25 protein-coding genes and 1 pseudogene are annotated in these 23,558 nt (G+C 62.1%); 14 read left to right on the top strand and 12 right to left on the bottom strand.

All coding sequences use genetic code 11. The features are described 5' to 3' along the window. Nucleotides 1–59: 59 nt before the first annotated feature. Nucleotides 60–1,166 (bottom strand): aminotransferase class I/II-fold pyridoxal phosphate-dependent enzyme, encoded by a 1,107-nt coding sequence (locus AT395_RS02305; RefSeq protein ID WP_048628165.1) that lies wholly within the window; start codon nucleotides 1,164–1,166, stop codon nucleotides 60–62. Nucleotides 1,167–1,189: 23 nt separating this feature from the next. Then, a complete protein-coding gene (locus AT395_RS02300) occupies nucleotides 1,190–2,269 on the bottom strand; it encodes a TauD/TfdA family dioxygenase (RefSeq protein WP_167370712.1) in 1,080 nt (359 codons plus the stop codon). 160 nt (nucleotides 2,270–2,429) lie between these two features. Between AT395_RS02300 and AT395_RS02295 the strand changes: the two genes are divergently transcribed. Further along, on the top strand, nucleotides 2,430–2,978 hold the full coding sequence (locus AT395_RS02295) for a hypothetical protein (RefSeq protein ID WP_150691302.1): 549 nt from the start codon (nucleotides 2,430–2,432) through the stop codon (nucleotides 2,976–2,978). A 29-nt stretch (nucleotides 2,979–3,007) separates the two neighbouring features. Here the strand turns inward: AT395_RS02295 and AT395_RS02290 are convergent, their stop codons facing one another. The 9 genes from AT395_RS02290 to AT395_RS02250 form a co-directional block, all read right to left on the bottom strand. Next, the gene (locus AT395_RS02290) at nucleotides 3,008–3,634 is read right to left on the bottom strand and encodes a class I SAM-dependent methyltransferase (protein WP_167370711.1); all 627 of its coding nucleotides are present in this window, start codon (nucleotides 3,632–3,634) and stop codon (nucleotides 3,008–3,010) included. 155 nt (nucleotides 3,635–3,789) lie between these two features. Then, on the bottom strand, nucleotides 3,790–4,578 hold the full coding sequence (locus AT395_RS02285; RefSeq protein WP_048628169.1) for a DUF4852 domain-containing protein: 789 nt from the start codon (nucleotides 4,576–4,578) through the stop codon (nucleotides 3,790–3,792). Between the two features lie 90 nt (nucleotides 4,579–4,668). Next, complete coding sequence (locus AT395_RS02280; RefSeq protein WP_048628170.1) at nucleotides 4,669–5,445, bottom strand: hypothetical protein; 777 nt, start codon at nucleotides 5,443–5,445, stop codon at nucleotides 4,669–4,671. A 274-nt stretch (nucleotides 5,446–5,719) separates the two neighbouring features. Then, the gene (locus AT395_RS02275; RefSeq protein WP_048628171.1) at nucleotides 5,720–6,367 is read right to left on the bottom strand and encodes a hypothetical protein; all 648 of its coding nucleotides are present in this window, start codon (nucleotides 6,365–6,367) and stop codon (nucleotides 5,720–5,722) included. Then, nucleotides 6,364–7,128, bottom strand: a complete 765-nt coding sequence (locus AT395_RS02270; protein WP_048628172.1) for an RNA polymerase sigma factor — start codon at nucleotides 7,126–7,128, stop codon at nucleotides 6,364–6,366. The genes AT395_RS02275 and AT395_RS02270 overlap by 4 nt, the downstream gene beginning before the upstream one ends. Nucleotides 7,129–7,190: 62 nt before the next feature. After that, complete coding sequence (locus AT395_RS02265; protein WP_048628173.1) at nucleotides 7,191–7,625, bottom strand: T3SS (YopN, CesT) and YbjN peptide-binding chaperone 1; 435 nt, start codon at nucleotides 7,623–7,625, stop codon at nucleotides 7,191–7,193. A gap of 143 nt (nucleotides 7,626–7,768) precedes the next feature. Next, nucleotides 7,769–8,701, bottom strand: coding sequence for a glycerophosphodiester phosphodiesterase (locus AT395_RS02260; RefSeq protein WP_048628174.1), 933 nt, complete (start codon nucleotides 8,699–8,701; stop codon nucleotides 7,769–7,771). Further along, nucleotides 8,676–10,244 (bottom strand): hypothetical protein, encoded by a 1,569-nt coding sequence (locus AT395_RS02255; RefSeq protein ID WP_048628175.1) that lies wholly within the window; start codon nucleotides 10,242–10,244, stop codon nucleotides 8,676–8,678. Before AT395_RS02255 ends, AT395_RS02260 begins: the two co-directional genes overlap by 26 nt. Nucleotides 10,245–10,246: 2 nt before the next feature. Beyond that, nucleotides 10,247–11,143 (bottom strand): hypothetical protein, encoded by an 897-nt coding sequence (locus AT395_RS02250; RefSeq protein ID WP_048628176.1) that lies wholly within the window; start codon nucleotides 11,141–11,143, stop codon nucleotides 10,247–10,249. A gap of 214 nt (nucleotides 11,144–11,357) precedes the next feature. Here AT395_RS02250 and AT395_RS02245 point away from each other — a divergent pair, with 214 nt between their 5' ends. From AT395_RS02245 to AT395_RS02185, 13 genes and pseudogenes are all read left to right on the top strand, one after another. Further along, nucleotides 11,358–11,732, top strand: a complete 375-nt coding sequence (locus tag AT395_RS02245) for a hypothetical protein (protein ID WP_058375281.1) — start codon at nucleotides 11,358–11,360, stop codon at nucleotides 11,730–11,732. Continuing rightward, nucleotides 11,729–13,525 (top strand): SulP family inorganic anion transporter, encoded by a 1,797-nt coding sequence (locus tag AT395_RS02240; RefSeq protein WP_167370710.1) that lies wholly within the window; start codon nucleotides 11,729–11,731, stop codon nucleotides 13,523–13,525. Before AT395_RS02245 ends, AT395_RS02240 begins: the two co-directional genes overlap by 4 nt. A 34-nt stretch (nucleotides 13,526–13,559) precedes the next feature. Continuing rightward, nucleotides 13,560–15,044 carry a caspase family protein gene (locus tag AT395_RS02235; RefSeq protein WP_058375280.1) on the top strand — a complete coding sequence of 495 codons (1,485 nt, stop codon included), beginning with the start codon at nucleotides 13,560–13,562 and terminating at the stop codon, nucleotides 15,042–15,044. A gap of 95 nt (nucleotides 15,045–15,139) precedes the next feature. Next, a pseudogene (arsH, locus tag AT395_RS02230) lies at nucleotides 15,140–15,740 on the top strand (arsenical resistance protein ArsH); the annotation flags it as partial. A 15-nt stretch (nucleotides 15,741–15,755) separates the two neighbouring features. After that, nucleotides 15,756–15,947 carry a hypothetical protein gene (locus AT395_RS02225; RefSeq protein WP_048628180.1) on the top strand — a complete coding sequence of 64 codons (192 nt, stop codon included), beginning with the start codon at nucleotides 15,756–15,758 and terminating at the stop codon, nucleotides 15,945–15,947. A 380-nt stretch (nucleotides 15,948–16,327) separates the two neighbouring features. After that, entirely contained in the window at nucleotides 16,328–16,933 is a 606-nt protein-coding gene (locus AT395_RS26025; protein WP_231606073.1) for a hypothetical protein, read from the top strand. A 298-nt stretch (nucleotides 16,934–17,231) separates the two neighbouring features. Then, nucleotides 17,232–18,200 (top strand): DUF932 domain-containing protein, encoded by a 969-nt coding sequence (locus AT395_RS02215; RefSeq protein WP_048628181.1) that lies wholly within the window; start codon nucleotides 17,232–17,234, stop codon nucleotides 18,198–18,200. Nucleotides 18,201–18,283: 83 nt separating this feature from the next. After that, on the top strand, nucleotides 18,284–19,279 hold the full coding sequence (locus AT395_RS02210; RefSeq protein ID WP_048628182.1) for a YqaJ viral recombinase family nuclease: 996 nt from the start codon (nucleotides 18,284–18,286) through the stop codon (nucleotides 19,277–19,279). A gap of 93 nt (nucleotides 19,280–19,372) precedes the next feature. Continuing rightward, complete coding sequence (locus AT395_RS02205; RefSeq protein ID WP_048628183.1) at nucleotides 19,373–20,299, top strand: recombination directionality factor; 927 nt, start codon at nucleotides 19,373–19,375, stop codon at nucleotides 20,297–20,299. After that, nucleotides 20,296–21,294 carry a hypothetical protein gene (locus AT395_RS02200; RefSeq protein WP_048628184.1) on the top strand — a complete coding sequence of 333 codons (999 nt, stop codon included), beginning with the start codon at nucleotides 20,296–20,298 and terminating at the stop codon, nucleotides 21,292–21,294. Before AT395_RS02205 ends, AT395_RS02200 begins: the two co-directional genes overlap by 4 nt. Before the next feature lie 66 nt (nucleotides 21,295–21,360). Continuing rightward, the gene (locus AT395_RS02195; protein ID WP_048628185.1) at nucleotides 21,361–22,167 is read left to right on the top strand and encodes a DUF4942 domain-containing protein; all 807 of its coding nucleotides are present in this window, start codon (nucleotides 21,361–21,363) and stop codon (nucleotides 22,165–22,167) included. Nucleotides 22,168–22,285: 118 nt separating this feature from the next. Further along, a complete protein-coding gene (locus AT395_RS02190) occupies nucleotides 22,286–22,582 on the top strand; it encodes a hypothetical protein (protein WP_048628186.1) in 297 nt (98 codons plus the stop codon). A 2-nt stretch (nucleotides 22,583–22,584) separates the two neighbouring features. Beyond that, nucleotides 22,585–23,223 (top strand): hypothetical protein, encoded by a 639-nt coding sequence (locus AT395_RS02185; RefSeq protein ID WP_048628187.1) that lies wholly within the window; start codon nucleotides 22,585–22,587, stop codon nucleotides 23,221–23,223. Here AT395_RS02185 and AT395_RS02180 read toward each other — a convergent pair. Then, a complete protein-coding gene (locus AT395_RS02180; RefSeq protein ID WP_048628258.1) occupies nucleotides 23,201–23,545 on the bottom strand; it encodes a helix-turn-helix transcriptional regulator in 345 nt (114 codons plus the stop codon). The genes AT395_RS02185 and AT395_RS02180 overlap by 23 nt on opposite strands. Between the last annotated feature and the right edge of the window lie 13 nt (nucleotides 23,546–23,558).

Raw genomic sequence — 23,558 nt, 5'->3', positions numbered from 1 at the left:
ATGATGCGCCGGAGCAGGGTTCCAGGACGCCAACAGATTGCATACCTCGGACATATGCTTCAACCCTCAGCCGTCAGCAGAGCACGCAAGCGGGTACAGGCCAACTGGAACATCGCAGGATTGCGCTGGAGCGCCACGCGCAGGTATTTCTCACCTGCGTGAGGATGGGCCCAGTAAAATTGCACGCCAGTGAGTACGGACAGGCCGTGTTCCGCCATCAATGCCTGCCACTGCGTGGCCGTGCGCGGCCCTGTGACCTGCAACCACGCGACGCTCATGCGCCCCCCCTCTTGCAGACAGAGACAGGTTCCTTCCAGCGCCTCCTGCAAGGCCAGACGATTGGCAGCAATGACGGCGTGCACCTGCTCGGTACCCAACGCGACAAAATTCCGCAACAACTCGATGGCCACCGGCGATACGTGCAGGATAAAGTCGGAGTAGATATGCGCGATGCGCGGCGCCAGCCCCATGGAAACGCTAAAAAAGGGCGCCTTGATTTCCTTGGTTGGCCAAGTTTTGCCCGTATCTTCGATCAGGATGCAATCGATCCCGGAGCGCGCGAGCATGGCGTATTGGTCATAGACTGCCCCGGGCCGCTGAAAGAAGCGGAAGGTCGCATCCAACACCAGCAGGCATTTTTTCTTTTCGCAGAAATCAATCACGACCTGAAGGTTTTCCTGCGGCAGCTCCATTCCGCTCGGATTGTTAGGCGCAACCAGAAACAGCACATCCGCTTCAAGGCGCTCCAGATGCATTGGCAATTCATCAGGCCGGCTTTGCATCCAAGCCTCAGGGAATACCTGCAACGGAACGTCATGGCGACGCAGGATGTCATGCAGATTGTCGAAGCAGGGCTCGATCAACGCCGCGGTGCGCTTTTCCAGGCGAAGGTAGTTCGCCACGACTTCCAGGCCGATCGACGCGGTGAAGCACATGAAGTACGACCAGGCATCGTGGTCACAGGTCTGGCGCGCCGCCCCGAGAAAGGTTTGCACATAGGCCAGCTCAATTTCCCTCTGTTGCATGCGATCGACTTGCATGAAGATGCGAGGGAGATTCTGAATAATTGCACTTTCCTCCGCACTCAATTCACGATAGGCATGACCGTCCGCCAGATTCAATTGATTGGACAGAGCCGATATTTGTTCTTCTGTAAGATTGTGCACAGCAGTCAGATAACTATTAAAAATCAGCGTTTGCTTCCGATGGAATGCAGTTGCTCCGCGAGGAAGGCATGGCGGGCATGGAATTCATCGCGCATCACATTGGTCTGTCGAATCAGTCGCTCCGTTCGGAACGCGGTGCGACCATGCAGAACGCGCAGATTGTCAAAAACCATGGCGTCACCCGCTTCCATGGGATACCAGACGGTATAGGCACCGGAATAGGCAATCTCCAATGCCTTGCGCAATGCTGCATAGACGGCATCCATCTGCTCCGGGTCGATGCGCAGGGCAGACATGGTGCGCTCGTTAAGACGCACCTCCGTCAACTCGCCCGCCGAGTCCCTCATAAAGGCGGGATGATTCGAGACAATGATTTCGTTGCCGGCGCGTCGCGCATGACGAATAGGGGTCTTGCACAGCACTTCGTACGCCGCAGCGTCGAGAGTTTGCAACTGTTTCGCGCAGGCGTGACTGTCCGTCATCGAAGACACGCCACCGCCATCGCGGCTGGGCGTTATGCAATGAAAAACATTGATGCCGGTGGGCACAGGTCGGTACGTTTCATCGGTATGCGGCAGGATCTCGACCGGGAAATCGGACAAATGGCTGCCTTGTTCGCGCAGTTGCAGATCGGTGATGGCGCCAAAATGCGTGTCACGCGTATAGCCAAGCATCCGGGTCAACGCGGCGGTTTCTGCGGGATCGGTCCCGACATTCTTCACCACCACGAAGCCATAGCGAACCACATGATCGAGTAACCGGTATCGCTCGCGATCGTCGTGCAACGCCAGCCGATAGTCGGCCGTGGGAATCTCGGGCAAGGTCATGTCCCAGAGAGTCTTCTGCGTATGCGACGTGGCTTGCACGTGGCAGTTGCTCCGCAGCCATGCAAGGGCGTACCGGGATCGATGGTCACCATCATCCCAGACGACATCGAGGCAAGCGCCGTCCCATGCTACGTGGCGCAACGTCACGTCCTGCGGAATCTTCAGCCACGACTGAAAACGGCTGCCGCTTTCATGATCGCCGCAAATCTCGCACGCGCAATTGTCACGCAGCCAAAACTTGCTGTAACGGCTGACACTCCCGTCGCGCCAAGCCACGTCCATAAAACGCGAACCCACTTCAACCGTGACAATGTCGTTGATCTTATGCATTTCTACCGATATCGAAATCTGAAATAAAATACGAATTCATCCAAATTTGCAGTCGTCGCCCTTGGCAATGAATGCTACGCACACGCTGGAATCGCCTATTCAGACCATGGATGATCTGGATAAAAAATTCTTAAAATCGTACGTCAGATCGAACATACGCTTTCCCCAGACACGCTTTTATTTCATTTTGGATTTCTGTGGGAAATTGCATTCCGACGATATCCCAAGACTAAACGGGTTCGATGGCCTGTCGGCAACGTCCGTCAGCGCAGATGCGTTGGTACGGCTGGCACAGGCGCAACATCGCCGGCGTTCGGTCAGAAAGGAACCGGATGTTGCCGAGATCGCCCGCGACATCTCAAAAACGGTAGCAGCCATGCGCGAGTTCCTCGATCGATGCCGCGTGGAGGAAGGCATGCCTGCCGCTGCACTACAGAGTTGGATCGAACAATGTCGACAACTGACTGCCTGGATCGACGCCTCATCCTTGTCGCGGGAATACCTGGACTTCCTGTCGCCACGCCAACCCGGCGTGGCCGGGAACGTCGTGCGCATGGTCAGTCCTCTGGCAGTCGCAATGCAGTCTGCACCCCGCCTTGGCGTTCTGGAGACACTCTGGCAGGAAATTGACAAGGAGGTCTGGGTCATCCGATAGATCGGGGTGCCGTCCATGGGCTTGCTATGTCAGATTTTCTCAAAGAGGAATGTGACCAGCCTGGGCGGACGCCCAGCATCGCGGTCATGCCAGGCCTCATCCATATCCACCAGGCGAAGCTGATGTTGCCGCGCCGCCTGGAGAAAGTGGCTGATCTGATGGTCAAACGCAGGCACCGTCAGGTCCTCGCTATTGCGGACATAGCGCGCCATGCTGCCCTGATACTTCTTTATGGGATGGAGCTCACTGATGAAAAAACGACCTCCCGGCTTCAGGCAGCGCCGCACCTGAGCAAACACCGCGTCGAGTCGTTCCACGTGCTGCAACACCAGGTTGCAACTGATCAGATCATGTGAAGCACTGTCCACCGGCCACGGCTGGCTGATATCCCACTCCAGGAATGCGACGTTTGGCCGCACCGCTTTTTGACGTGCGATACCGATCATTCCCGCAGAAAAATCCATTCCCAGAACGCTTTCCGCACGCGCCGCAAAAAATGGAATGTTCTTTCCCGTGCCACAGCCGCAGTCAATGACCGCTTGAAAAGCCTGATTCGCAAACTGCTTCTCTGTCACCCAGGAGTCGAGGTCACGTGTGATGTTTTCGTCGTTGTCGTACGTGGTGGACCACGTATCGTAGCCGGCTCGAATTGACATAATCGAATGCATTTTTTTGCGAGCGCGGGAGGAGCGCTCGTTGTGCAACAGTCCCAATGGGCAGGAACACTTAAGTGCAGTACGTTACAGCATATCTTGAGGCATTCCCAGATGGATTCCGAGCCTAATTACGCGCCTCCCACACTCAGGCCGGATTATTGCTCGGCCAACACGTTGCCCTGACGATCGACCAGCGCCACCTTGACGATTTGTGCCTTGACAGACTTGTTCGACATGTCGGCGGATTGCGTGTAGCCATAGACCACCAGCGTCGGCGCCGCGCCACGCGCGCGCATCGACTCGATGTTTCGGGCTGCGTCTTCATTGGCAACCGCCAGATAACGGAAGCCATCTCCATTGCTGAAACTCAGACGGTACTCGCCGTTATCGTAGAAATAACGGAACGAGCCGCTCTCCCACAACGAACTGTCGAGCGGGAAGCTCTTCCTCTCGAAGTCGTACTTCTGAACAGGATTGCTCACGGTAATGCGGAAGTAGCGCTGTGCCTTGGCCTGCGCAACCGCCTGATCGATTCGTGGCTTGAGGGCTGCAAGCAGATCGCGCTTGCGGAACTCGTCGTTCGCGCCCGCATAGTCACGCGACATGCGATTGGCGATCTGATCGTAGTCGACCGGCATGTCGGCCAGCGCGAGGTACGCGAACATCAACTGATTGCCGCTGTTGTATTCGACATAGCTCGATGCAGGCGTAGCCGGATCTCCGTTGGGCAGCGCCGCCTGCGCGGCCTGCTGCTGCGCCTGTGCCACGGCCCGCAGCGAAGTCGCGTCTGCCAGATTCGGCGTTGCGGGGGCGGCGTCGGCGGCGGGCTTGCCCTGCGGCGCCTTGTCGCCACAGGCCGACAATCCGACCGACGCTGCGGCGAACGCCACCGTCAGCACAAGATGTTTGAAACTACGTTGCAGAGCGAGCGTGTGCGTATGCATGATGGGCATCCTTATTGAGGAATACTCGGGATTCGAGTGCGTTCATAGGTGGGAATAACGCGTGAAGTCGATGTCGGTCGACGGTGCGAATCAGCGCTTGGCCGCCGTCCAGCCGAGCACGCCGGTTGCCGCGAGATACAGGCTCACCAGCACGGCGAGATATCCCCCCAGCCCGATCGACACGGCCTTGAGCGCTTCACGAACGAGTTCGCTGGCGAAGTCTGCCGCCTGCTTGCCGCCGAACATCGTTGCCGCGCCCTGAGCTTGCGAAATGCCGTCGCTGATGTTCATGTAGATGCCGGCCATCAGCACCCCCATGAAGAGGAGCGGCAACAGGTTCGCGAGATGCGCGCGCGGATCGCGCACGAAGTAAGGGGCCAGCGGCGCGAACAGTGCGACTGCGGCCACTACACCGTACACACCTGCGCTGCCGCCGTTGCCGCCCAGCGCGTTGATCATGCCGCCCGGCGCATTGATCAGGCCCAGCAACTTCCACAGCGAAATGCCGACCTTGTAGTTCGACGACACCTGCACCGTGATGGTGTTCAGGAAGAACCAGGACACGGCCAGCAAGCCCATCGCGCCAAGCGTGCGCGCCCCGAAGCGGGCCACGAGCGCATTACCGCGCTGCTTGACTGCGGAGAGTGCCTCGTCAGTCGCCTCGCGGGCGAGCTGGCTATCGGAGACCGCACGCAGTTGCGCCAACTGGCCTGCTTCGTCGATCAGCGCATCGACCGTCATGTTCACAGCGGGGGCCTGCTCCGATTGCCACACACCTTCCAGGGTGAACGGATATTGGTGACCGCCAATGCTGACAAGGCCGGGGCCGGTGCTCGTGTCGCGCAAAATCTTGCCACGTTGGTTCATCGTTTCTCTCCAGTGCTTGGTGTCGCATCTGCGGCACGCTGAGGGGTTGGGTCGAGCGCACGGCCGTCTCACGGGCCCGCGCCGTTGCCCGCCGGGCTCATCGAGCATCGCGGCGGATACCCCCTATTCGGAGCGCCCCGGCAAAACCGGAAAAGAATCTGAGAAATATTTTCGCGGGCGAAATCCCCGCGCGACGCGACAGGCGCGCGGACAAAAACAAAGGGGGCCGAAGCCCCCTTGATCCTGCGTGTCGATGCGCGGCAGCGCCCCCCGGTCAGTGCAGGTCGTCCACCACTTCGCCGTATGACAGCAGCCCCGTCGCCTTGAGATCCGTGAGCGCCTTCACAGCGTTCCCCGCGGGCACTGCGAGCCAGATCATGCCGTCCTCGTCGGGACCGCGCACGATATCCAGTTGCAGATCGCCGATCGCCTTGCGCAGTTGCGCGACGGTCGTGCCGTCTGCGAAGATCACCTGAAGCATTGGCACACCCGGCGCCGGAGACACCGGTGCGCCACGCATCGCGCTTGCGCCATTGTCTTCAGACGTCGATGTCATTTCGGCCAGACGCATCGTCTGTGTACCGGCCACCAGCACCAGCGCGGCAAGGGAGGCGAACGCCCAGCCGCGCGGTATCGGACGCGTCCACCACGCACGCAAGCGCTCCGCCAACGACAGCGCGCCGCGTTCCGGCGCCAGCGTAGGCAACTCGTCGAATGCCACCAGCGGACGACGCTCGGCGTAGCTCGAATTGATAGCCTCGCGGGTCGTGTCGGCGAAGCGCTGCTCCTCGTCGAGCGTCGCCTGCCATTCGGGATGCGCAGTCAATTTCTGCTTCATCCATGCCGACTCGGTGTCGTCGAGCTTGCCGCAGACATACAGCAGAGCCAACGCACGGAAGCGTTCCTGATCGTCGTTCGTCATGCGCGCGTCTCCTTTTGATCCGTGGCCATGCCGCCTCGCTTCGGACGCGCCCAGCCGAGTTTTGCAGACACACACCGACGCATACGCTGCGTGGCCGCCCGGACCCAGCCGCGCACCTGCTCGGCATTGATGAGAACCCCGGGCGGAGTCTGTTCCTGCAAACGCACGGTCATGTCTGCGTAGCTCAGTTCGTCCTCCAGCGTGAGCTCCATCGCCAGCCGGTAGTTCGGCCCGTCACCGGTCGGCAACATGTTGAGACAGTCTCGCATCACGCGCTCGAGTTGCGAACCGTAGGCACGGTCTTCAGGTGACGGCAGGTCGCAGGCGGTCTCGTCGGGATCGGAAACAGGCTCGAGCCAGTGGCTCGCACTGGTGCGGCCCGCGGTAGCGTCGCCGTCGGCGTCAGCCGACGCGGCATCCTCATTTGACAGGGAGGTATTGCGATTGTGCTTGTAATGCTTGCGCAATACATCGATCGCACATTTGTACGTGATGTCTTTGACCCATGTCTTGACCGTAGCGCGCGCCGGATCGTAGGTCTCGGCCTTGCGCAGAATGCGCAGCCAGGCGTCTTGCACTGCGGCGACGGCCAGATCTTCGTTGTAATTGGTCGCCTGCAATGCCTGCCGGTCTAGCACGCGGGCAATATGGTCGTAGAACTTGCGGTGCGCCGCAAGCGCCTCGCGGCTGCGGTCTCCGGCTTTGCCGAACTTGCGTAGCAGGCGCGTCAGTTCTTCGTTATCGATGTCGTCGCTTTTCATGCGGGCAGGGCGTAGTCCAGCGCGAATTCTACGTGATCCGCGCCGTACCGTCCCCGCCGGAATCAGTGATTCAACCGTAGTGTCTCATTGGCCCCACGGGCCTCCTCAACCGAGATCCGCATCTGCTCCGCAAACCGGAACAGCGCATGCGACAACGCCCGTACCGCACGCGGCAGGTGCACCGCCCAATCGGCCTGATCGACAAGCCACATCTCCACGGCAAGCCACACCTGGTCGTCCACTGTGTGGATCTTGATCGCCTTGTAGCGGCGATTGATCTCGTTCATGGCGTGCAACACGAACGCCCGCTCCTCCGGCGTATCGACACACCACACGTTGGGCAGCAGCAATTTGGAGAATTCCGGGTCCTCGCGATCAAAACACAAGGCGTAATTCATGCCTTCGCGCTTGAAGACGATGTCGCCGTCGTCGTCCACATGGGCGACATAGCCCTCGCGCTTGAAGTAATCGAGCAGGGTCGGAATGGCTTGGTGCATGGCTGGCTCCTGAGGATCCGCAAGGGATCCGAATGCGATCGGGATGGACCCGCCGGGGGTGACCGGCGGGCTGGCGGCAAGGCGCCGACATCCCCTATTCGCAGCAGAAGCGGGAAACCGGAAAGGTATTACGTCACGACGACTCAGTGCAGGCCGGTGGTGCTCGCAACGCGACGGCAAAAAGCGTCGGCGTCGCCATCGATCACCGCACCGCTCGGCAGTTTCCCGGTGCGCGCGTGCGCCCGGCCGATGGCGTCCGCTAGCGCGGCGTCGCCCTGCACCGCATAGGCGAAGACAGCCAGCCGTGAGGCCGTGGCGTCCGCCAGCAGATCCGGGTTGGCGTCCATGGTACGCGCGTCGACGTGAATGCCGGCTGGCAGGCCCAGCTCGGCGACCAGCCGGTTCATCCAGTTCCGGTCGAGCACAGGGGCCTTGGCGTGCTTCGCAATCATCTTCGTCCAACGGTTCGACGCCGCCGCTTCGGCGTTGCGGCCATCGAACACGATCAGCCCCATGTACCCCTGGGCATCGGCCGTGCGCGCGCAGCGAAGGTTCTGCAACAGCCCGGACGTCAGGAACCAGTTGCCATGCGGTATGCCCTGGCGCATCTGCGCCACCAGCCCCTGAATCGGTGCGCAGTTGTCGACGACTTCCTTGATTTCCGCGTTGAGCGTCTTGCCCGGATAGCCGCTTGCGATGGCAAGGGCATCGGACAGAAACGGCGGCGCCTCGGCAGTCGGCCTGCCGTTGAGCGTCATGCGTGCGGCGCGCCACTCGGCACTCGTGAGCTGCGCCACCGGACGCGGTGCGCCCGCGAGCACCGAGCGGCCCGTGCGCAAGTCGTGATGCAGCACCCAGGTGCCGTCGGACAACTGCTGCATGTCGGTCTCCACACCGTCCCATTTTCCGGCGTAGCCGCTGCGCAGCGCACTGCCGGAATTCTCGGGGTCGGCGGCTGAGCCGCGATGCGCGTGAATCTGCATGCCGAGACAGGCGGCATACGACGGCGAGGTCATCGCCGCCAGCACCGTCAGCGCAAGCGCGGCGGTGCTAGTGCGCAGCCGGGTGATAGCCATAGTTCAGCCCTTGCAGAACATCCTTGCGAATCGCTTCGTTGAGCGGATAGCCGTAGCCCTGTCCCACCACGACGACATGCGCGATGTTGGTCAGCGCACGACCGCCCGAGGCCCCCGTGCGCGCCCACGACATCATCTGGCCGAACAAGTCGCTGCGGGTAATGTCGTTCGACGCCATCGACAGGATCGTCCACACCCCGATCATCGCGCAGAAGAGCACGGCAAGCGCCGTGCGCGAGGCTCGGCGGCTCAACTCGCCGTCCGGGCCGGTGCGCATGAGCATCAGGCACTTGGCGCTCAGGAACAACAGCTTGGAGAAGTGTGCGATGGCGCCCAGCAGCGAGAAGAACAGCGCGACGGCGGGCACGATGGCCGCCCGCGTGGCGTCGATGCCTTCCTGCGCGTACTTGCCGCCATCCTCGAAGTCGGCCGGCTTCGCATCGTATTTGCTCATCTGCAAGCGCGCCTGCTCGTCGGAGAAGGCGTCGAACAACTGGCCGAATGCTTCGGTGCTGGCGTACGACGGCTGCACCGTGGCGCTCGCGGGCAGACCTAGCGATTTGCGCAGTTCCTTCTGCACGCCCGCACGGGCCACGAACGCTTCGTACGAGAGCCCCGGCGGAATCGTCTCGCCGCCGACCTCCACGCTATGAACCTTGCGCGCAGCCGCCTGACGGTACTTCACCGCAACCGCACGATAGAACGACACGATGTCGCTGGGATGCCAGTTGCCGGGGAGCGCAGGCAGATCTCGGCGAACGCTCGCGCTCACCTTGCCGCGTGCATAGAACGGCACCGTCTCCGGCTGCCAGCCACGGCGCGACAAGCGGGCGCGATAGTCGTTCCACGCGCGCTGTTGCTCGGCGAGCAAACCTGAATCGCTGTCGGGGATGATCGCAGCGTACTTGCTCCAGTCGTCGTGCAGCCGCTTCATCGCGTCGCGATAGTTGTCGTAGTAGCCCTTCGCGCCGCCGATCTCGCGGCGCACCGCTTCTCGCACCAGCGTCGCCTTGACCGCGCGGGTCTTCTCGTCGAGCCGGTCGACCGATACGGCCAACACCGGGAACAGCGCCAGAAACGCCTTGCCCTGCGGTTTGGCGAACACCATGTCGCTGCCCGTCAGCCCGTCCAGTTGCAGACGTCCCTCGACAAGCGAGCGTTGTAACAGAATCGTGTTGGCTGCAATGCGACGGAACTCGGCGTCGCGCGTGGTCACCAGCACGTCGACGAAGGTCTTGATGGCGAAATACACCACGACGATGGTCACGAGGCACGCAATGCCGATGGTGCGCAAGCCGGGCGACTTCTTGCCGCCGTCCTTGCCGCTCTTCGTACGCTTGCCCATGAGCCATTGCAGCACGAACAGCGCCGCCGCAATGCCCGAGAGCGTGCGCCCGTAGACTTCGATGTGATGCACATCGTCGATGGTTGCGGTGCCGCCCACCACGTCGAGCAGGCGCCCGTTGAAGCCGAGTTCGAAAGTCAGGTAGACCAGCGTGAGGGCGATCAGAAACGCCGTCTGTTTCAGCAGGGTATTGCGCACGATCAGTTCCGGAGGTCGACTCGAACGGGTTTGACTTCTTCAGCGCCAAACGTCAGCCCCGCGCCGGGGGCACTCGGCAACCCCGGCACGGTCCGCCCGAACGACGCCACGGTCGTGGGCGTATTCGGTGCCGGCGCATTATTGGTCGGTGCGGCCGTCCCGGTGTTGCGCGCCTGACGGCGTGCGGGCGCATGACGCCCGGGTTGTGGATTGCTGTTCGCCGCCGCTCCCGCCGTCTGCGGTGGCGCAGGAACGAAGCGGTTGGCGTCTGCCGGGTCGTCGACGGCCTTGAGCGACGCATCGGCGAACGGCTTGCGACGAACGTCGACACCCGGCGGCACCGGGATGGCCGATTGCAGCAAACGGCTATCGGTATAGGTGTGGCGCACGAGGCGGCCGTTGCCCGGGAAGTCGAACACGAGCGCGCGTCCCTTGTCGATCAGGTCGGCACGCGGACGGTCCGCGCAGTTGCCGAACGTCCACCCAAGTACATCGCTGTCCTGAATGGCATACAGCACATACTTGAACGGGCAGTTGCGCTCCTGCGTTTCAACCACCACAACGGAGCGGTCGCCGACCACTTCGCTGCGCACCACGCGTGCGGTGATCGCGTTTTGCAACGGCAGTACGCGCATATAGCGTTCGAGCTTGAGTGAGTACTGACCGTTGCTGCGGCGCAGATTGCCTTCCGAGCCGTCGGCCAGCTTGAACGTGTCGACCACCGTGCCGAAAAGGCTCGCCTGATCGATGCCGTAGACCGTGTTGCCCTGACTGTTCTTCGTCACGGCACAACCGCCGAGCGCGAAAGTCATGACCATGGCGCTCAGCAGTCCTGCGCGCCGCATTGCCGTGCGGGCACCCCAGCCCGCACCGCGCTTCCCGTGTTCAATTCGTGTCATTCTTGTTGTTTGATGTCTGAATCTGGCGCCTGATTCTCTCACATCGAAACTACCAAAACGATGACGAGACGGACTGGGCGCTCCGCCCGTGTTGTGCACGCAACGGTATTTTTCGGCCTCGCATTCTCTGCTATGCTCGGCGCACTCAAAACAAGGCGCCAACCGTGCTCTCACGCCATGCGCGCCACTGCCGCGCTGCTTGGGGAGAGTGAACGTGTTCGATACGATTGCCGACTGGATCAACAGCAAGACCGCTTTCGTGCTTGCCCTGCTGCTGGCACTCGCCGGCCTCACCCTCGGTCTCGGTCACGCGGTCGCGACATTGAGTGGCAGCCACAGCGAAGCCGCCCGGCGCGGTGCCAGCGACGGCATCTGCGGTGAAGTCCAGGCCTGGTTCGGCCCGCAGGCTTCGCTCGCCAACCTCAACGAGTTCCTGACGCAATACGGCGCCGTGGTCACCTACGGGCCCAACGAAAACGGCGCGTGGCAGTTGCACTTCCCTGCGCTGCCGCTCGACGACGCTCTGCAAGCCACCTCGCGCGCCAACGGCGTTGCCCGTGTGGCTGCCAACCCGCAATGCCGCGCATGAGCGCGCCGCGACCCCGGGTGCGTTGGGGTCTGGAGGCACTTGCCGCGCTGGTCGTCACGCTCGGCTGCACCACCGAATACATCGCCCTCGGCGCTCAGGCCACGTCACCGTTGCCCGGTCCTCAAGCGGCCGCGTTCGGCATTTTGCTCGGTATCCTGACGGCCGTGATCGGCATCGCCCTTGCCGCGCTGGGTGCCGGCACGCGACCGATGGTATCGGGTCCGCGCGTCGCGTCGACACTCTTCCTATCGAATTTGGTAGGTGCACTGGTAGCCGATCCGGCGATGGCAGCCCAGGGCATGCGACCGATCCTCGCGCTGGCCGGGGTGGCGGTGCTGATCTCCGGGCTGATGCAGATGATCATCGGCCTGCGTCACGGCGGGTCGTATGTGCGCAAGGTGCCCGCGCCGGTGCTCTCCGGTCTGATCTTCGGCGTGGCCGGGCTGGCCGTGGCCGATCAGGTCAACTTCCTCGTGCGCTGTACGCTCGACTGGGGCGTCGTCACGCTGGCGATTGCCGGACTCGGCATTGCTAGCCATTTCGCGTGGCGTGCGTTCGCGCAGCGTATGGCACGCACAGGACGCAGGCTCACGCTGCCCGCAGGTCTGTCGTTGTTCATCGCCATGCTGGTCGCGGCCGGCACGTACTATCTGGCGCTGCGCGTGCTGCCGGCGCCCTCGCCTGCCTGTCGTCTGATCGGCGTGGCCGGGCTCGATTTCGCGGCATGGCGCCCCGTCGACACCGACGTGTGGCTCGACCTGCTGCACGGCGTGAGCCCGCATGCGCTGGCCCTGACGATCGGTTACGGCCTCGTGATCGGCTTCGTGTCGTCCCTCGACACCGTGATTGCGGTCTCGTCCATCGAGTCGCTCACGCTGCGACGCGGGACCGTCGACCGCGACCTGCTCGCGTTCGGTGCGGTAAACACGTTGCTCGGCACGCTCGCCCTGCTGCCCAACGTCGGTTCGGTCACGCGCTCAAACATGGCGATTACCAGCGGCGCGCAAACGCGTTGGACCGCCGTCATGCACGCGGTACTCGTCTGTGTCGCGCTCACGGCCGGTGTCGGACTCGTGGCCATGCTGCCGAAGCTCGCGGTCGCCGTGGTCGTGATCGTGATGTCGCTCGACATGATCGACGAGGGCGCGCGCACCATCACGCGTCACGCCTTCTCCGACGCGCGGCCACGCCGGTTGTTCGGCGCCGCGATGTGGCTGTTCACGCTCGAACTTGTCGCCACGCTCGCGTCGGGCCAGCCGCTGGTCGGCTTTGGCGTGGGCGCCGTTTTCGGTACTCTCGTCGCCTGGCCCGCGCCGCGTCGCCTGACCATTACGGTGGCCACGAGCGACGAACATGACAACGGCCTCGTCGCCAAGCTCGGCGGCGCCCTGCTCGCCTACAACGTCGACAGCGCCGTCGTCGAACCCCTGCTCGCGCAGGTGGACAAGGCCAACGCGGCACGCGAGCGCGATCACCCGGGGGTGGCGCTGAGCGCGCTGCCGCCGCTGCCCGTTGTACTCGACCTCACGGACGTCGTCCGCACGGACCTCACGGCATGCCGAGCACTCGCCCAGTTCGCCCAGTTCTGCACTGCACGTCATGCGGATGTGCGATTCCGGATCCCGGCGGAGCGCGACGCAATATCGCGTCCCTCGCTTCCATTTGCGCCGGCGCATCCGATGACGCAGGCACTACCGCACTTCGTAGGCCCCTCGCGTCTGATCGTCGTGCCGCGGCCCGGGGCGCCCGCGGTGGCCGATGGGCTTGCCGCCCCGCAGCCGCTCACGCCCTGACGGCGTTATCCCAATCGAACGCATTCCAGTCACCATGTCCATGACCTCCTTGCTGCGGCGCGGCCTGACCCTTGTCCTGCTGGCCGCGTCTTGCTTCGCGCCGCCCCTGAGCCAGGCCGCCCCGGCACCTCAGCCCGCGCGCAAGGTTGCGCTCGTCGTGGGCAACAGCAGCTACGACGGTGCCGACCGCCTCGTCGCCCCGGCGAACGACGTCAAGCTCATTGGCGATACGCTGCGCCAGCTCGGCTTCGAAACGCGCGTGACGATCGATGTATCGCAGGAAGAATTCAAGACCGCAGTGGCCTGGCTGGCGCAGGCGTCCAAGGGGGCGCAGGTGTCACTCTTCTACTTCGCGGGTCACGGCTTCGAGTCGGGGGGCGACAACTTCCTCGTGCCTGTGCATGCCGGGGTACCCATTCGCGCGATGACTCGCCCCATTCTGCTCGAACGCGCTCTTCGGCTGGGCTATGTGCGCAGCAAGGTCATGCCGTCGGCTCCCACGTCGTTCATCGCGGTGATCGACGCCTGCCGCGTTCCCTCGCGCGGCAATGCCGGTCCGGGACTCAAGCCCGAAAAAGTGGGACAAGGCGAATTGATTGCCTTCTCTACGGCAGATCAGGCACGCGCTTACGATTCCATGCGCAACTTCGGCAGCGCTGCCGACAACAGTCCATTCGCCTACTACCTGGCGATGAACATGAAGACGCCCGGCGCCACGATCAAGCACACGCTTGACCTCGTGCAGCAGCAGGTGGCGGAGCTCACGGGCGGACAGCAGCGCCCGTGGATTTCGAGCGGCCTGATCGGCGACGTGCCGCTTGGCGCACAGTACCTTGTCGCGTCCAACGTGCCTGCGGGCAAGTCCGCCGATGCGACACGCGGCGGTGCAACACGCGGCACCGCCCCCGTCGCTCCCGTCGCCCCGCCGGGCAGCATGGGCTCCGTCGCCCACGTGCCACCGTATCTGGTCGATCAGTTGGCGAAGGTTCGCGAGAACGCGAATGCGCAACCGGCGGCACCACCGCAGCAAACTCAGGAGACACCGCAGACACAGCGCGCCAACGCCTGGGACGACGCCGAATTACGTATCACGCAGGCCGCGCAGCGCGCCGACCGCAACGACATTGCCGCGCTGCTGAAGCGCGGCAATGACGCGGCAGCGCTCACCACGCTCGGCATGATCTACGAGAACGGCCACGGCATACCGCGCGACGGCAACTCCGCCATCAACTTCTACAAGCGCGCGGCGAGCACCGGCTATCCGATTGCGCAGACGCTGCTCGGCGAGATCTACTTCGAAGGCAAGCTCGCACAACGTGACTATGCCGAGAGCGAGAAGTGGCTGGCGCGTGCGGCGTCGCAAGACTACACGCGCGCGCGCCTCGATCTGGCGCAAGTGCGTGCAACACGCGGTCAGGGCGGCGCAAACGGCATGCAAAACTGGGCCGATGCTGCATCGATCATGATCGACTCGCTTCGCCGCCAACAGCAACAGACGCAGCGGCAATACGGCCATTGAAGCGTCCCATTAAAAACGAATTACAAATGCCATCCGTTTCTATGTTCAGCGTGTTAGCGCTGGGTGTAGGGGTGCTCGCTTGCCGTTGAAACCCGCCACGCATCCTTATGTTCTACGGCTCGTCGCGCGAGCGCTCGTTGAGCCGCCTGATGAGCGAAGAAGCCACCCGGCTGCTCACCGCGATGGGCGCCGAGGTGCGCACGTTCAACCCCAGCGGCCTGCCGCTGCCCGATGACGCCCCCCCGTAGGCGGCCGAGCTGCGCGAGTTGGTGCAGTGGTCGGAGGACATGGTCTGGTGCTCGCCGGAGCGTCACGGCGCGATGACCGGCATCATGAAATCGCAGATCGACTGGATTCCGTTGTCGGCCGACGCAGGGCAAGACACTCGTCGTCATGCAGGTCAGCGACGGCTCACAGTCGTTCAATGCCGTCAATGAGATGCCTGTGCTAAGGCGCTGGGTGCGGATGCTGACCATCCCGAATCAGTCGTCGGTGACCAAGGCATTCCAGGAGTCCGACGAGGCCGGCCGCATAAGGCGGTCGGCCTATTTCGATCGAGTGGTGGACGTGCTGGAAGAGCTGGTGAAGTTCACATTGATCACGCGCGATATCAGACCCTATCTCGTCGACCGCTACAGCGAGCGCCAGGAAAGTACCGAGGCCCTGATGAAGCGCGTGAATCAGGGCAGCATCTGACCGATGTCACGTCCCATGTCTGATCGCGTGCCTGACGGGAACGCATTCACCTGGGCGCTCGCCATGGCCCAGCTCGTTGCCTGGGGCGCCGTCTACTGCGCGTTTTCGCTTTTCGTCGCCCCGATGGAGCAATCCCAAGGCTGGGGCCGTGCCTCGACAAATGCGGCACTGCCACTCGGCCTGCTGGTGTTCGGATTGGCCGCCTAAGGCGTCAAGGTAAGACCGATCGAGTCAGCGCAGCGATATCCCCCGGACGCCCATAGAGGCAGATATTCGATTCTCACGCTCACACATCCTAGGATGATGGGCCGGCCGGATGACTGAAACTGTAACACGCTGGCGAGGTACTTTTTCTACTCGGGTTCACCGAACAAAAACCGCGTACCCGTGCGTTTGGCACGCAGTTTTGGCCGCGTACTTTGGTTATGGTGACCGACTGCTTTTGCCGAAAGAACGTCGAAATAATTGAAGTCGCGGTCCCATTCACGATTCCATATTTTTTGAATCACATATCACCCACTTGAGCCCGTGATTGTGCGGTCGCTCCCTTCGCGCAATCCCGCCCGAAGGCAGCCTTTGGAGGATATGTGATCGCGAATTTTCTCTACCCGGCACTGTTTTTCTGCGTCGTCATGATGTGCCTCGCCACCTGGTTTATCTCTGCGCAAGTGCGCAGACACTACCACCCCCTTCGACTCGAACTCACGGCGCAAACACTCGACGCCGAGGTTATAGACGAAAAAATCCTGGGTGGCGACCCGGGCTATTACACGTACTCGGCAATTCACAAGGAGCGGAGTGACAGCGGCAGTGATGCCGAAGCCTCTACGTTTCAGGAAGCCCCCGATCCCCCTTCGCCCCACAACCATCCGTTATGCCCTCGGTGCGGATCCGACCACGTTGAAAAGCGCAATCAGGCGCGTAAGGCGGGCAGCACCATTGGCGCTGTCGCTGGGGCCACGAGTGGTGTCGCCATGACACTATCGGGCGCAGAAGTCGGCGCAACGGTGGGACTCATCGCGGGCCCCATCGGCTCCGTGTTCGGAGGCTTAGCTGGAGCAATTCTCGCCGGACTCGCTGCCAGTGCGGCGGGCTGCGCTGCGGGTGCCGCCATGGGGGAAGTCATTGACGAGAACGTTCTCGACAACCATCGCTGTGTGGCCTGCGGGCACACATTCAGCGCTTCGGTTTGACAGAGCATCAATGATCCAACCGTCCCCGTTCGAATATCTGATGGCGTTCGCCATCGCCTTCCTTGCCGGAGCACTCTGGTCCGCGCTTCTCAGTCACCTCCCACGACGTACCACCAGCATTGAGAGGGTCTGTCCGGCGAGCTAATACTGCCATTGCTGTTCCGACCTCAGTTCCTGCCTGTTGAGCCCGCTTCGGTGCTCGTCTCCCGCATTCCCTTTCCATATCCGTCATAACACCCGGCTTGCGCCGGGTCATATGCCGTTATCTGCCTTTGTCTATCTCTAACAGGAGAAATCCATGCATCTCGTTCAATCCATGGCCTACGTCGGCGCCACGCCGTGGCACGGTCTGGGCAGTCGCCTCGCCCCGAAACAACCGCTCGACGTTTGGGCCAAAGCCGCCGGTATGGACTGGCGTATCGAAGAAGCCGACGTGCGATTTGTCGCCTCCAGCAACGGCGATCTCGGCTCCATCCACGCATTTCCCGACCAGAAGGTCCTCTACCGCTCCGACACCAAGGCCCCGCTGTCCGTGGTGTCCTCTCGGTACCAAGTCGTTCAACCCGCTGAAATCCTGGACTTTTACAAGGATCTGACCGAAGTCGGCGGCTTCGAGCTCGAAACGGCAGGCGTCCTCAAAGAAGGCCGCAAGCTGTGGGCGCTAGCCCGCACAGGTCAGAGTGGCATGCTCAAGGGCCGAGACGAGATCAAAGGCTATCTACTGCTCGCCACCGCCTGCGACGGCACGCTCGCCACGACGGCGCAATTCACCTCGGTTCGCGTCGTGTGCAACAACACGCTGGCGATCGCGCTGGATAACAACGTCAGTGCCGTCAAGGTCCCACACCGCTCGCAATTCGACGCGCAAGCCGTCAAGCGCCAACTCGGCATTGCCGTCTCCTCGTGGGATGCGTTCATGGTCCGTACCAAGGCATTGGCGGAACGCAAAGTCACCGAGACCACTGCAGAAGCCTTCTTCCGACGTGTGCTGACCTATTCGGCGAGTACTGCAACCGAACGCGATGCCATTGCGGTCAACGAGCGCGCCGTCAAGGCAGTTGAGCAGCTGTATGCCGGTCGCGGCAAGGGGGCGACGCTGGCCTCGTCGGCCGGCACCGCATGGGGCCTGGTCAATGCCATCACGGAACACGTTGACCACCACCGACGTGCGCGCAGCGATGACCACCGACGCGATGCCGCCTGGTTCGGTGCAGGTGCGGCGCTCAAGCAGAAGGCCTGGGACGAAGCCATGAAACTGGTGGCGTGAATCGCTGTTCACCACACCGTCATGTCGTCATAACGCCCGGCCGGGATCTTGCCCGCCGGGCTTTCTTATATTAGGAGGTTGCCATGCCACACCCCGAACCGGTCATACGTGAACGGCACCATGCCGCCCTGCGGCTGGTCGACACTGTATCCCTGTCCCGTGAGGATTGGCTGTCGGTGAGAAAAACAGGTATCGGCGGATCGGATGCCGCGGCCGCCGTGGGCCTGAGTCCCTACATGAGTCCGCTGGAACTGTGGATGATCAAGAGGGGCCGAGATGCTGATCTGCCCAAGCCTGATCCCGATGACACCACCGATCCGGTGTATTGGGGAACACTGCTCGAGCCGGTTGTCGCGGCGTCCTATACGAAGCAGACCGGGCGGCGCGTGAGGCGGATCAACGCGGTGCTGCGCCATCCCACCATTCCCTGGATGCTCGCCAATATCGACCGTGAGGTCATCGGTGCGCCGGAAGTCTCGATTTTGGAATGCAAAACGGCGGGCGAGTTCGGTGCGCGCCTCTGGCGCGAGGGTGTACCGGAATACGTACAGATCCAGGTCCAGCATCAGCTCGCCGTCACTGGCAAACCGGCAGCCGATGTGGCGGTACTGCTGTGCGGGCAGAAGCTCGAAGTCCACCGAATTGTTCGCGATGACGCGCTGATTGCCCGACTGATCGAACTCGAAGCGGCGTTCTGGCGCTACATCCAGACTGACACGCCCCCGCCAGCCGACGGCTCCGAGTCGGCCGACCGGGCGTTGCGCTGTCTTTATCCGGGCACTGGCGGCACCGTGGACTTCACCGACGACCGCGCATTGTCCTCGACGTTCGCCGATCTCGTTTCGGTACGTGCCCAGATCGAATCCCGCGAGGCGGTCGAAGCGCAGTTGAAACAGACGCTCACTCAGGCCATGGGGGAAGCCGACCGGGCACAGTTCGAGACCGGTTCTGTTTCCTACAAACGCAGCAAAGACGGCACTGGCATCGACCTCAAACGATTGCTAGCCGATCAGCCAGAACTCGCTGCACGGTACGCCATCACGAAACCCGGTTCTCGCCGGTTTCTTGTCCAAGTCTAGGTCTCAGATTTTCTCCGTCTGTATTCCTGTGCGGCGCACCCATCGTATTCCCCATCCCGTTTTCATTTCTCAAATCTCCACCAGGAGTTCCTGATGCTCAAAGGTCTTGCGATTACGCCGCCCGTCATCGGGCGGATCTCCATCGGTCGTGTCGTCGAAAAGAACGGCAAGCGCCTTCCCGAGAAGGACGATCAATTTACTCTGACCACCCAGATTCAGCAGCGCGACGGCTGGATGCTGCACCCGCTTAACGAATCCCTACGCAAAGCCAATACCGGCAAGCTGCGGGCAATTCCTGTCCAGTTCCTGTTCAATGATCCGGACCTGAATCTTCGTGCCGAGTATGCGTGCTTCGACCGCGAGTCGGGCCGCCCCACGTGCGTCGGCAATGGCGAGACATGCCGCCGCGCCGGCGAAGCAGGTGTTACGGAGTTACCGTGTCCGTCTCCCGACGGATGCTCTTTTAGCCAGGGCGGTGCCTGCAAGCCGTATGGGCGACTCAATGTGCTCATTGGTGACGAGGACGAGATGGGCTCGTTCATTTTTCGGACCACCTCGTACAACTCGATTCGCACGCTTGCCGCACGCCTGTATTACTTCAGCGCCGTATCAGGCAATCGGCTCGCGTGTCTGCCGCTGGAATTGAAGCTACGGGGCAAGTCGACCACACAAAGCTACGGATCGGCAATCTATTACGTGGACATCGGCGTGCGCAGTGGCAGTACGCTGGAGCAAGCCATCACCACAGCAACCGAGCTGGATACTCGGCGAAAGGCGGTTGGGTTCGATCAGACGGCACTCGACGCCGCGGCGCATACCGGATTCCGCAACGGTGCCTTCGAAGAGTCCATCGAGGACAGTGCCGCCGTGACCGAGGAGTTCTACCCGGCGCAGTCCCGCGACGATGTACCGAATGGCAATAGCGGAGCGCTAAACCCCACCGGGCCCTCTCGTCTCAAGGATCGGCTGGATCGACAGGCGGCATTGCTGGATACCAAACAGGGAGACATGGCAGCATGACCCGGGATCGTCCCGCCTTGTGGCTCGCCGTCGCGGCAACGTCCACTGCCATCGGTATCTCGGTGATCGCCAGCGAGCAACGTGGCGGCACGCGCGCCGAGCGGGTCGTATGGGTCACGCTCGGTGTCGTCCTGGTACTCAGCGCTCACTTACTACCCGCACTCGTGCGAGGGGTTCCCAGGCGAGTCCGGCTAGCCGGCTATCTGCTGTGGGGCGCATGCATGCTCACCGCAATCAACAGTCACGCCTATTTCTTCCTGTTCGCTGCGCAGCATGCCGCACAGCGACGTGCCGAAGCTGCGCCCGTCGTCCTGGCTGAAATCACCGGCCGCAGCCTTACCGTCGTCATGCGAGAGCGGGCCGAAGTCTCGGCACGACTGGCGACGGCCAATGCTCAGTCGTGTTCTGGCAAGTGCCCGACGCTAGAGGCCCGTCGCGTCACGCTGACCGCCAGGCTCGAGGCGTTGAACGCGGAGGTCAGTGACATCCGTCGTGCGCAGGACTTGGACGACCGAGCGATGACCCGGCACGACGCAAGGATGGCTGATCCCGTGACTGCGCGACTCGCGACGTTACTCGGCACGGCGGGAGCCCGCGTCGACCTGCTGACCGGACTGGCATTTGCCTCAGTCCTAGAAGGCGTCGCGTGCCTGCTCTGGAGCGTCGCACTTCACCCGAGGTGCAAACCCTATGTCGAGGCGGTCGCGCCCACAGTCGCTCATGAAGTCAGGGAGAGTCACGATGACGCCGACGGTGACTGTGACGGCCACGCCATGCCAAACCAGTCCGTCACGCCGTTCTCGATAGCGTCACAGACGCCTGAGGCCATCGATCACGACGCCGCGCAACTCGCTCAGGACATTGCTGCCGGACGGTTACGCCCCACCGTCGCTGACATTCGCCGTCACCTCGGTTGCTCGCAGGCACGGGCTATCGCCTTGCGTCGCCAAATAGTTCAAATGCGCTCGGCGGCTGTCCGTAACACTACGGCATAGCTGCCGGGGCTTTCCCCGGCGACTATGCCCTCTTTTCACTCTAGTTCCCATCCCTCACCATGAAACATGGACACCACCGACCTCGTCAAAAGCATCAGCATCGCCAACCTCACCAACCAGCGCACCGCCATCGTCGAGCGCATCCACGCCGCACTCGACCTGCTCTGCGAAGCTCAACAGCTAGCCAGCTCAGCGCATCTCCGATTTCCCCGACTTGTCCTCGACGAAAGTTACGGATGCCGAGGTCGGCCCAGCGTGACGGGGGACTATGCCAAGCGCGACGAAGCCCAAACCGCCATGGTTCGTCTCATCGACGCTCACGGCTGGAATTACTTGCTGTCAGAGTCTGGCATGCGCACGTTCATGGACGCAAAAGCGCGCGAGCAGTGGAGCCGGCAGATCGCAGAGGGTGACGTGCCAGAGCTTACCGCCGCCAACATTGAGGCCACATTCACCCAACTCTATGGTGCACGGGGTGACATGTTCGAGCGTGGCGTAATTCAGTGCTTTCGCAGACTATCGTGGGACTACCGCGCTAATCAACCGTTCCGGTTCGGCAAGCGGATCATCGTCAAGCACCTGCTGTCCCAAGGTAGTCTGAATCACCGCGTCACCGACGAACTCGACGACCTGATTCGGGCATTCTGCGTGCTGGACGGCCAGCCCGAACCAGATCATCGACATGGCATATACGGGCTCGTCTCGGGCGCCCAGCAAAAGCGTGAGAGCGAGACCGTGCACGCCTACTTCCACTTACGCTGGTTCAAGAACGGTAACGGGCACCTGACGTTTTCCCGCCCCGACCTAGCCGACGCGATGAACAAGATTCTCGCCAAGCATTACCCCAACGCGCTCGCCTCCGAAGCGCGCTAATCGTCGTCTACGGACGCGTCCTGCGTCTGCCATTTCCCATCGATGCCATTCAACTGTGCACCCGATTCGCTCGGAGGCCACGGCACGTCCCAATTCGTCTCTATCTAGGAGAACTTTGATGAATTCCACTTTGCCCATTCGGCGAGCTCGCCTGCCGCTCGGTCGCTTGTTGGCAACGCCCGCTGCCGTCGATGCTATCCAATCGGCCGGAGCCTCGATCTACGCTTTGGTCAACCGGCATGCTTGCGGTGATTGGGGGGATCTACCGGAAGCCGATCGGGAGCAAAACGACCTATCCGTCGTCTCAGGACGACGTGTGCTGTCCTGCTATCCACTGGGCGGCGAGCTGAAGGTATGGATCGTCACCGACGCTGATCGGTCGACGACTACGATCCTGCTGCCCGAAGAATATTGACCATGCTGATTCGGAAATTCCATCCAGCACTCCGCCTCGGACAGCAGCCGGTCGTCTCCACAACAGGTAACCCGCTGTTCAGCCGTCAGGGGCACTGGGACGGCGGCAGTACGCTGCACTGCGTTGCCATGGCATTGGCACTCCTTGGCAAGCTGACCGATCCAGTCTATCTACCGTATCACGGCTGTGGGCCAGAACAGAACTTTTGGGATGACGCGTGGCCGCACTACCTGAACGGGATGACTTTGCCCGAACTCGCTAGCTTTATTGCGGAGTTGAATCTCGGGGTACGACCTTCGACGTGCACGGCCTCGGGACAAGACCTGCTTCGCTTTGTGCAACGCGAGCTCGATGCGGGCTGGCCAGTCATCATTGGTTGGCAGCAACGGCACCTAGTGAAATGGCGCGCCGCGCTGGTGGTCGGCATCGAAGGACGCCAGAGCAGTCGGGTTTTCGATACGCAAGCACTGCTGCTGATTGATCCGGCGGGAAATGAACCCGGACTTGCCGGGTTCAATGCACGTCTGGCCCGACACAACGACACGCAATTTCGGTATCAGTCACCGTCGACCTCGAGAGGCGTCAAATTGCTTTGCGGCGTGTCGATCCGCAATGTCGTCAGCGCAAACGTTGACGCTTGATTTCTGGCGGGGTGGCCGCATTCGCCCGGCGTGTCCCCGTCGGTGCCAAAGACACCTTGGCAAGCGGCTCGAATAGCTCGGCAAGCGTCACACCCAACACATGGCAAATGTTGGCGATCGTCTCAATCGACGGGTTTGCCACGCCACGTTCGATCGCAGAGATATACGTGCGATCTACGTGCGCCTCGAACGCCAGGGTTTCCTGAGATTTCTCCGCTTCGTGCCGACATTGCTTGATCCGTTTGCCCAAAGCAAGCGAAATAGGGGCCGGTTGGCGAGCGGCAGTGGCTTCTTGGCGTTTGGCAGTCATGAACGGCAGGATGCCCGTCTGATGA

It is taken from the genome of Pandoraea apista (assembly GCF_001465595.2).
GTDB classification, from domain to species: domain Bacteria; phylum Pseudomonadota; class Gammaproteobacteria; order Burkholderiales; family Burkholderiaceae; genus Pandoraea; species Pandoraea apista.
Note: the sequence above shows the minus strand (reverse complement) of the source record. Positions and strands in the feature narration are given on the sequence as shown.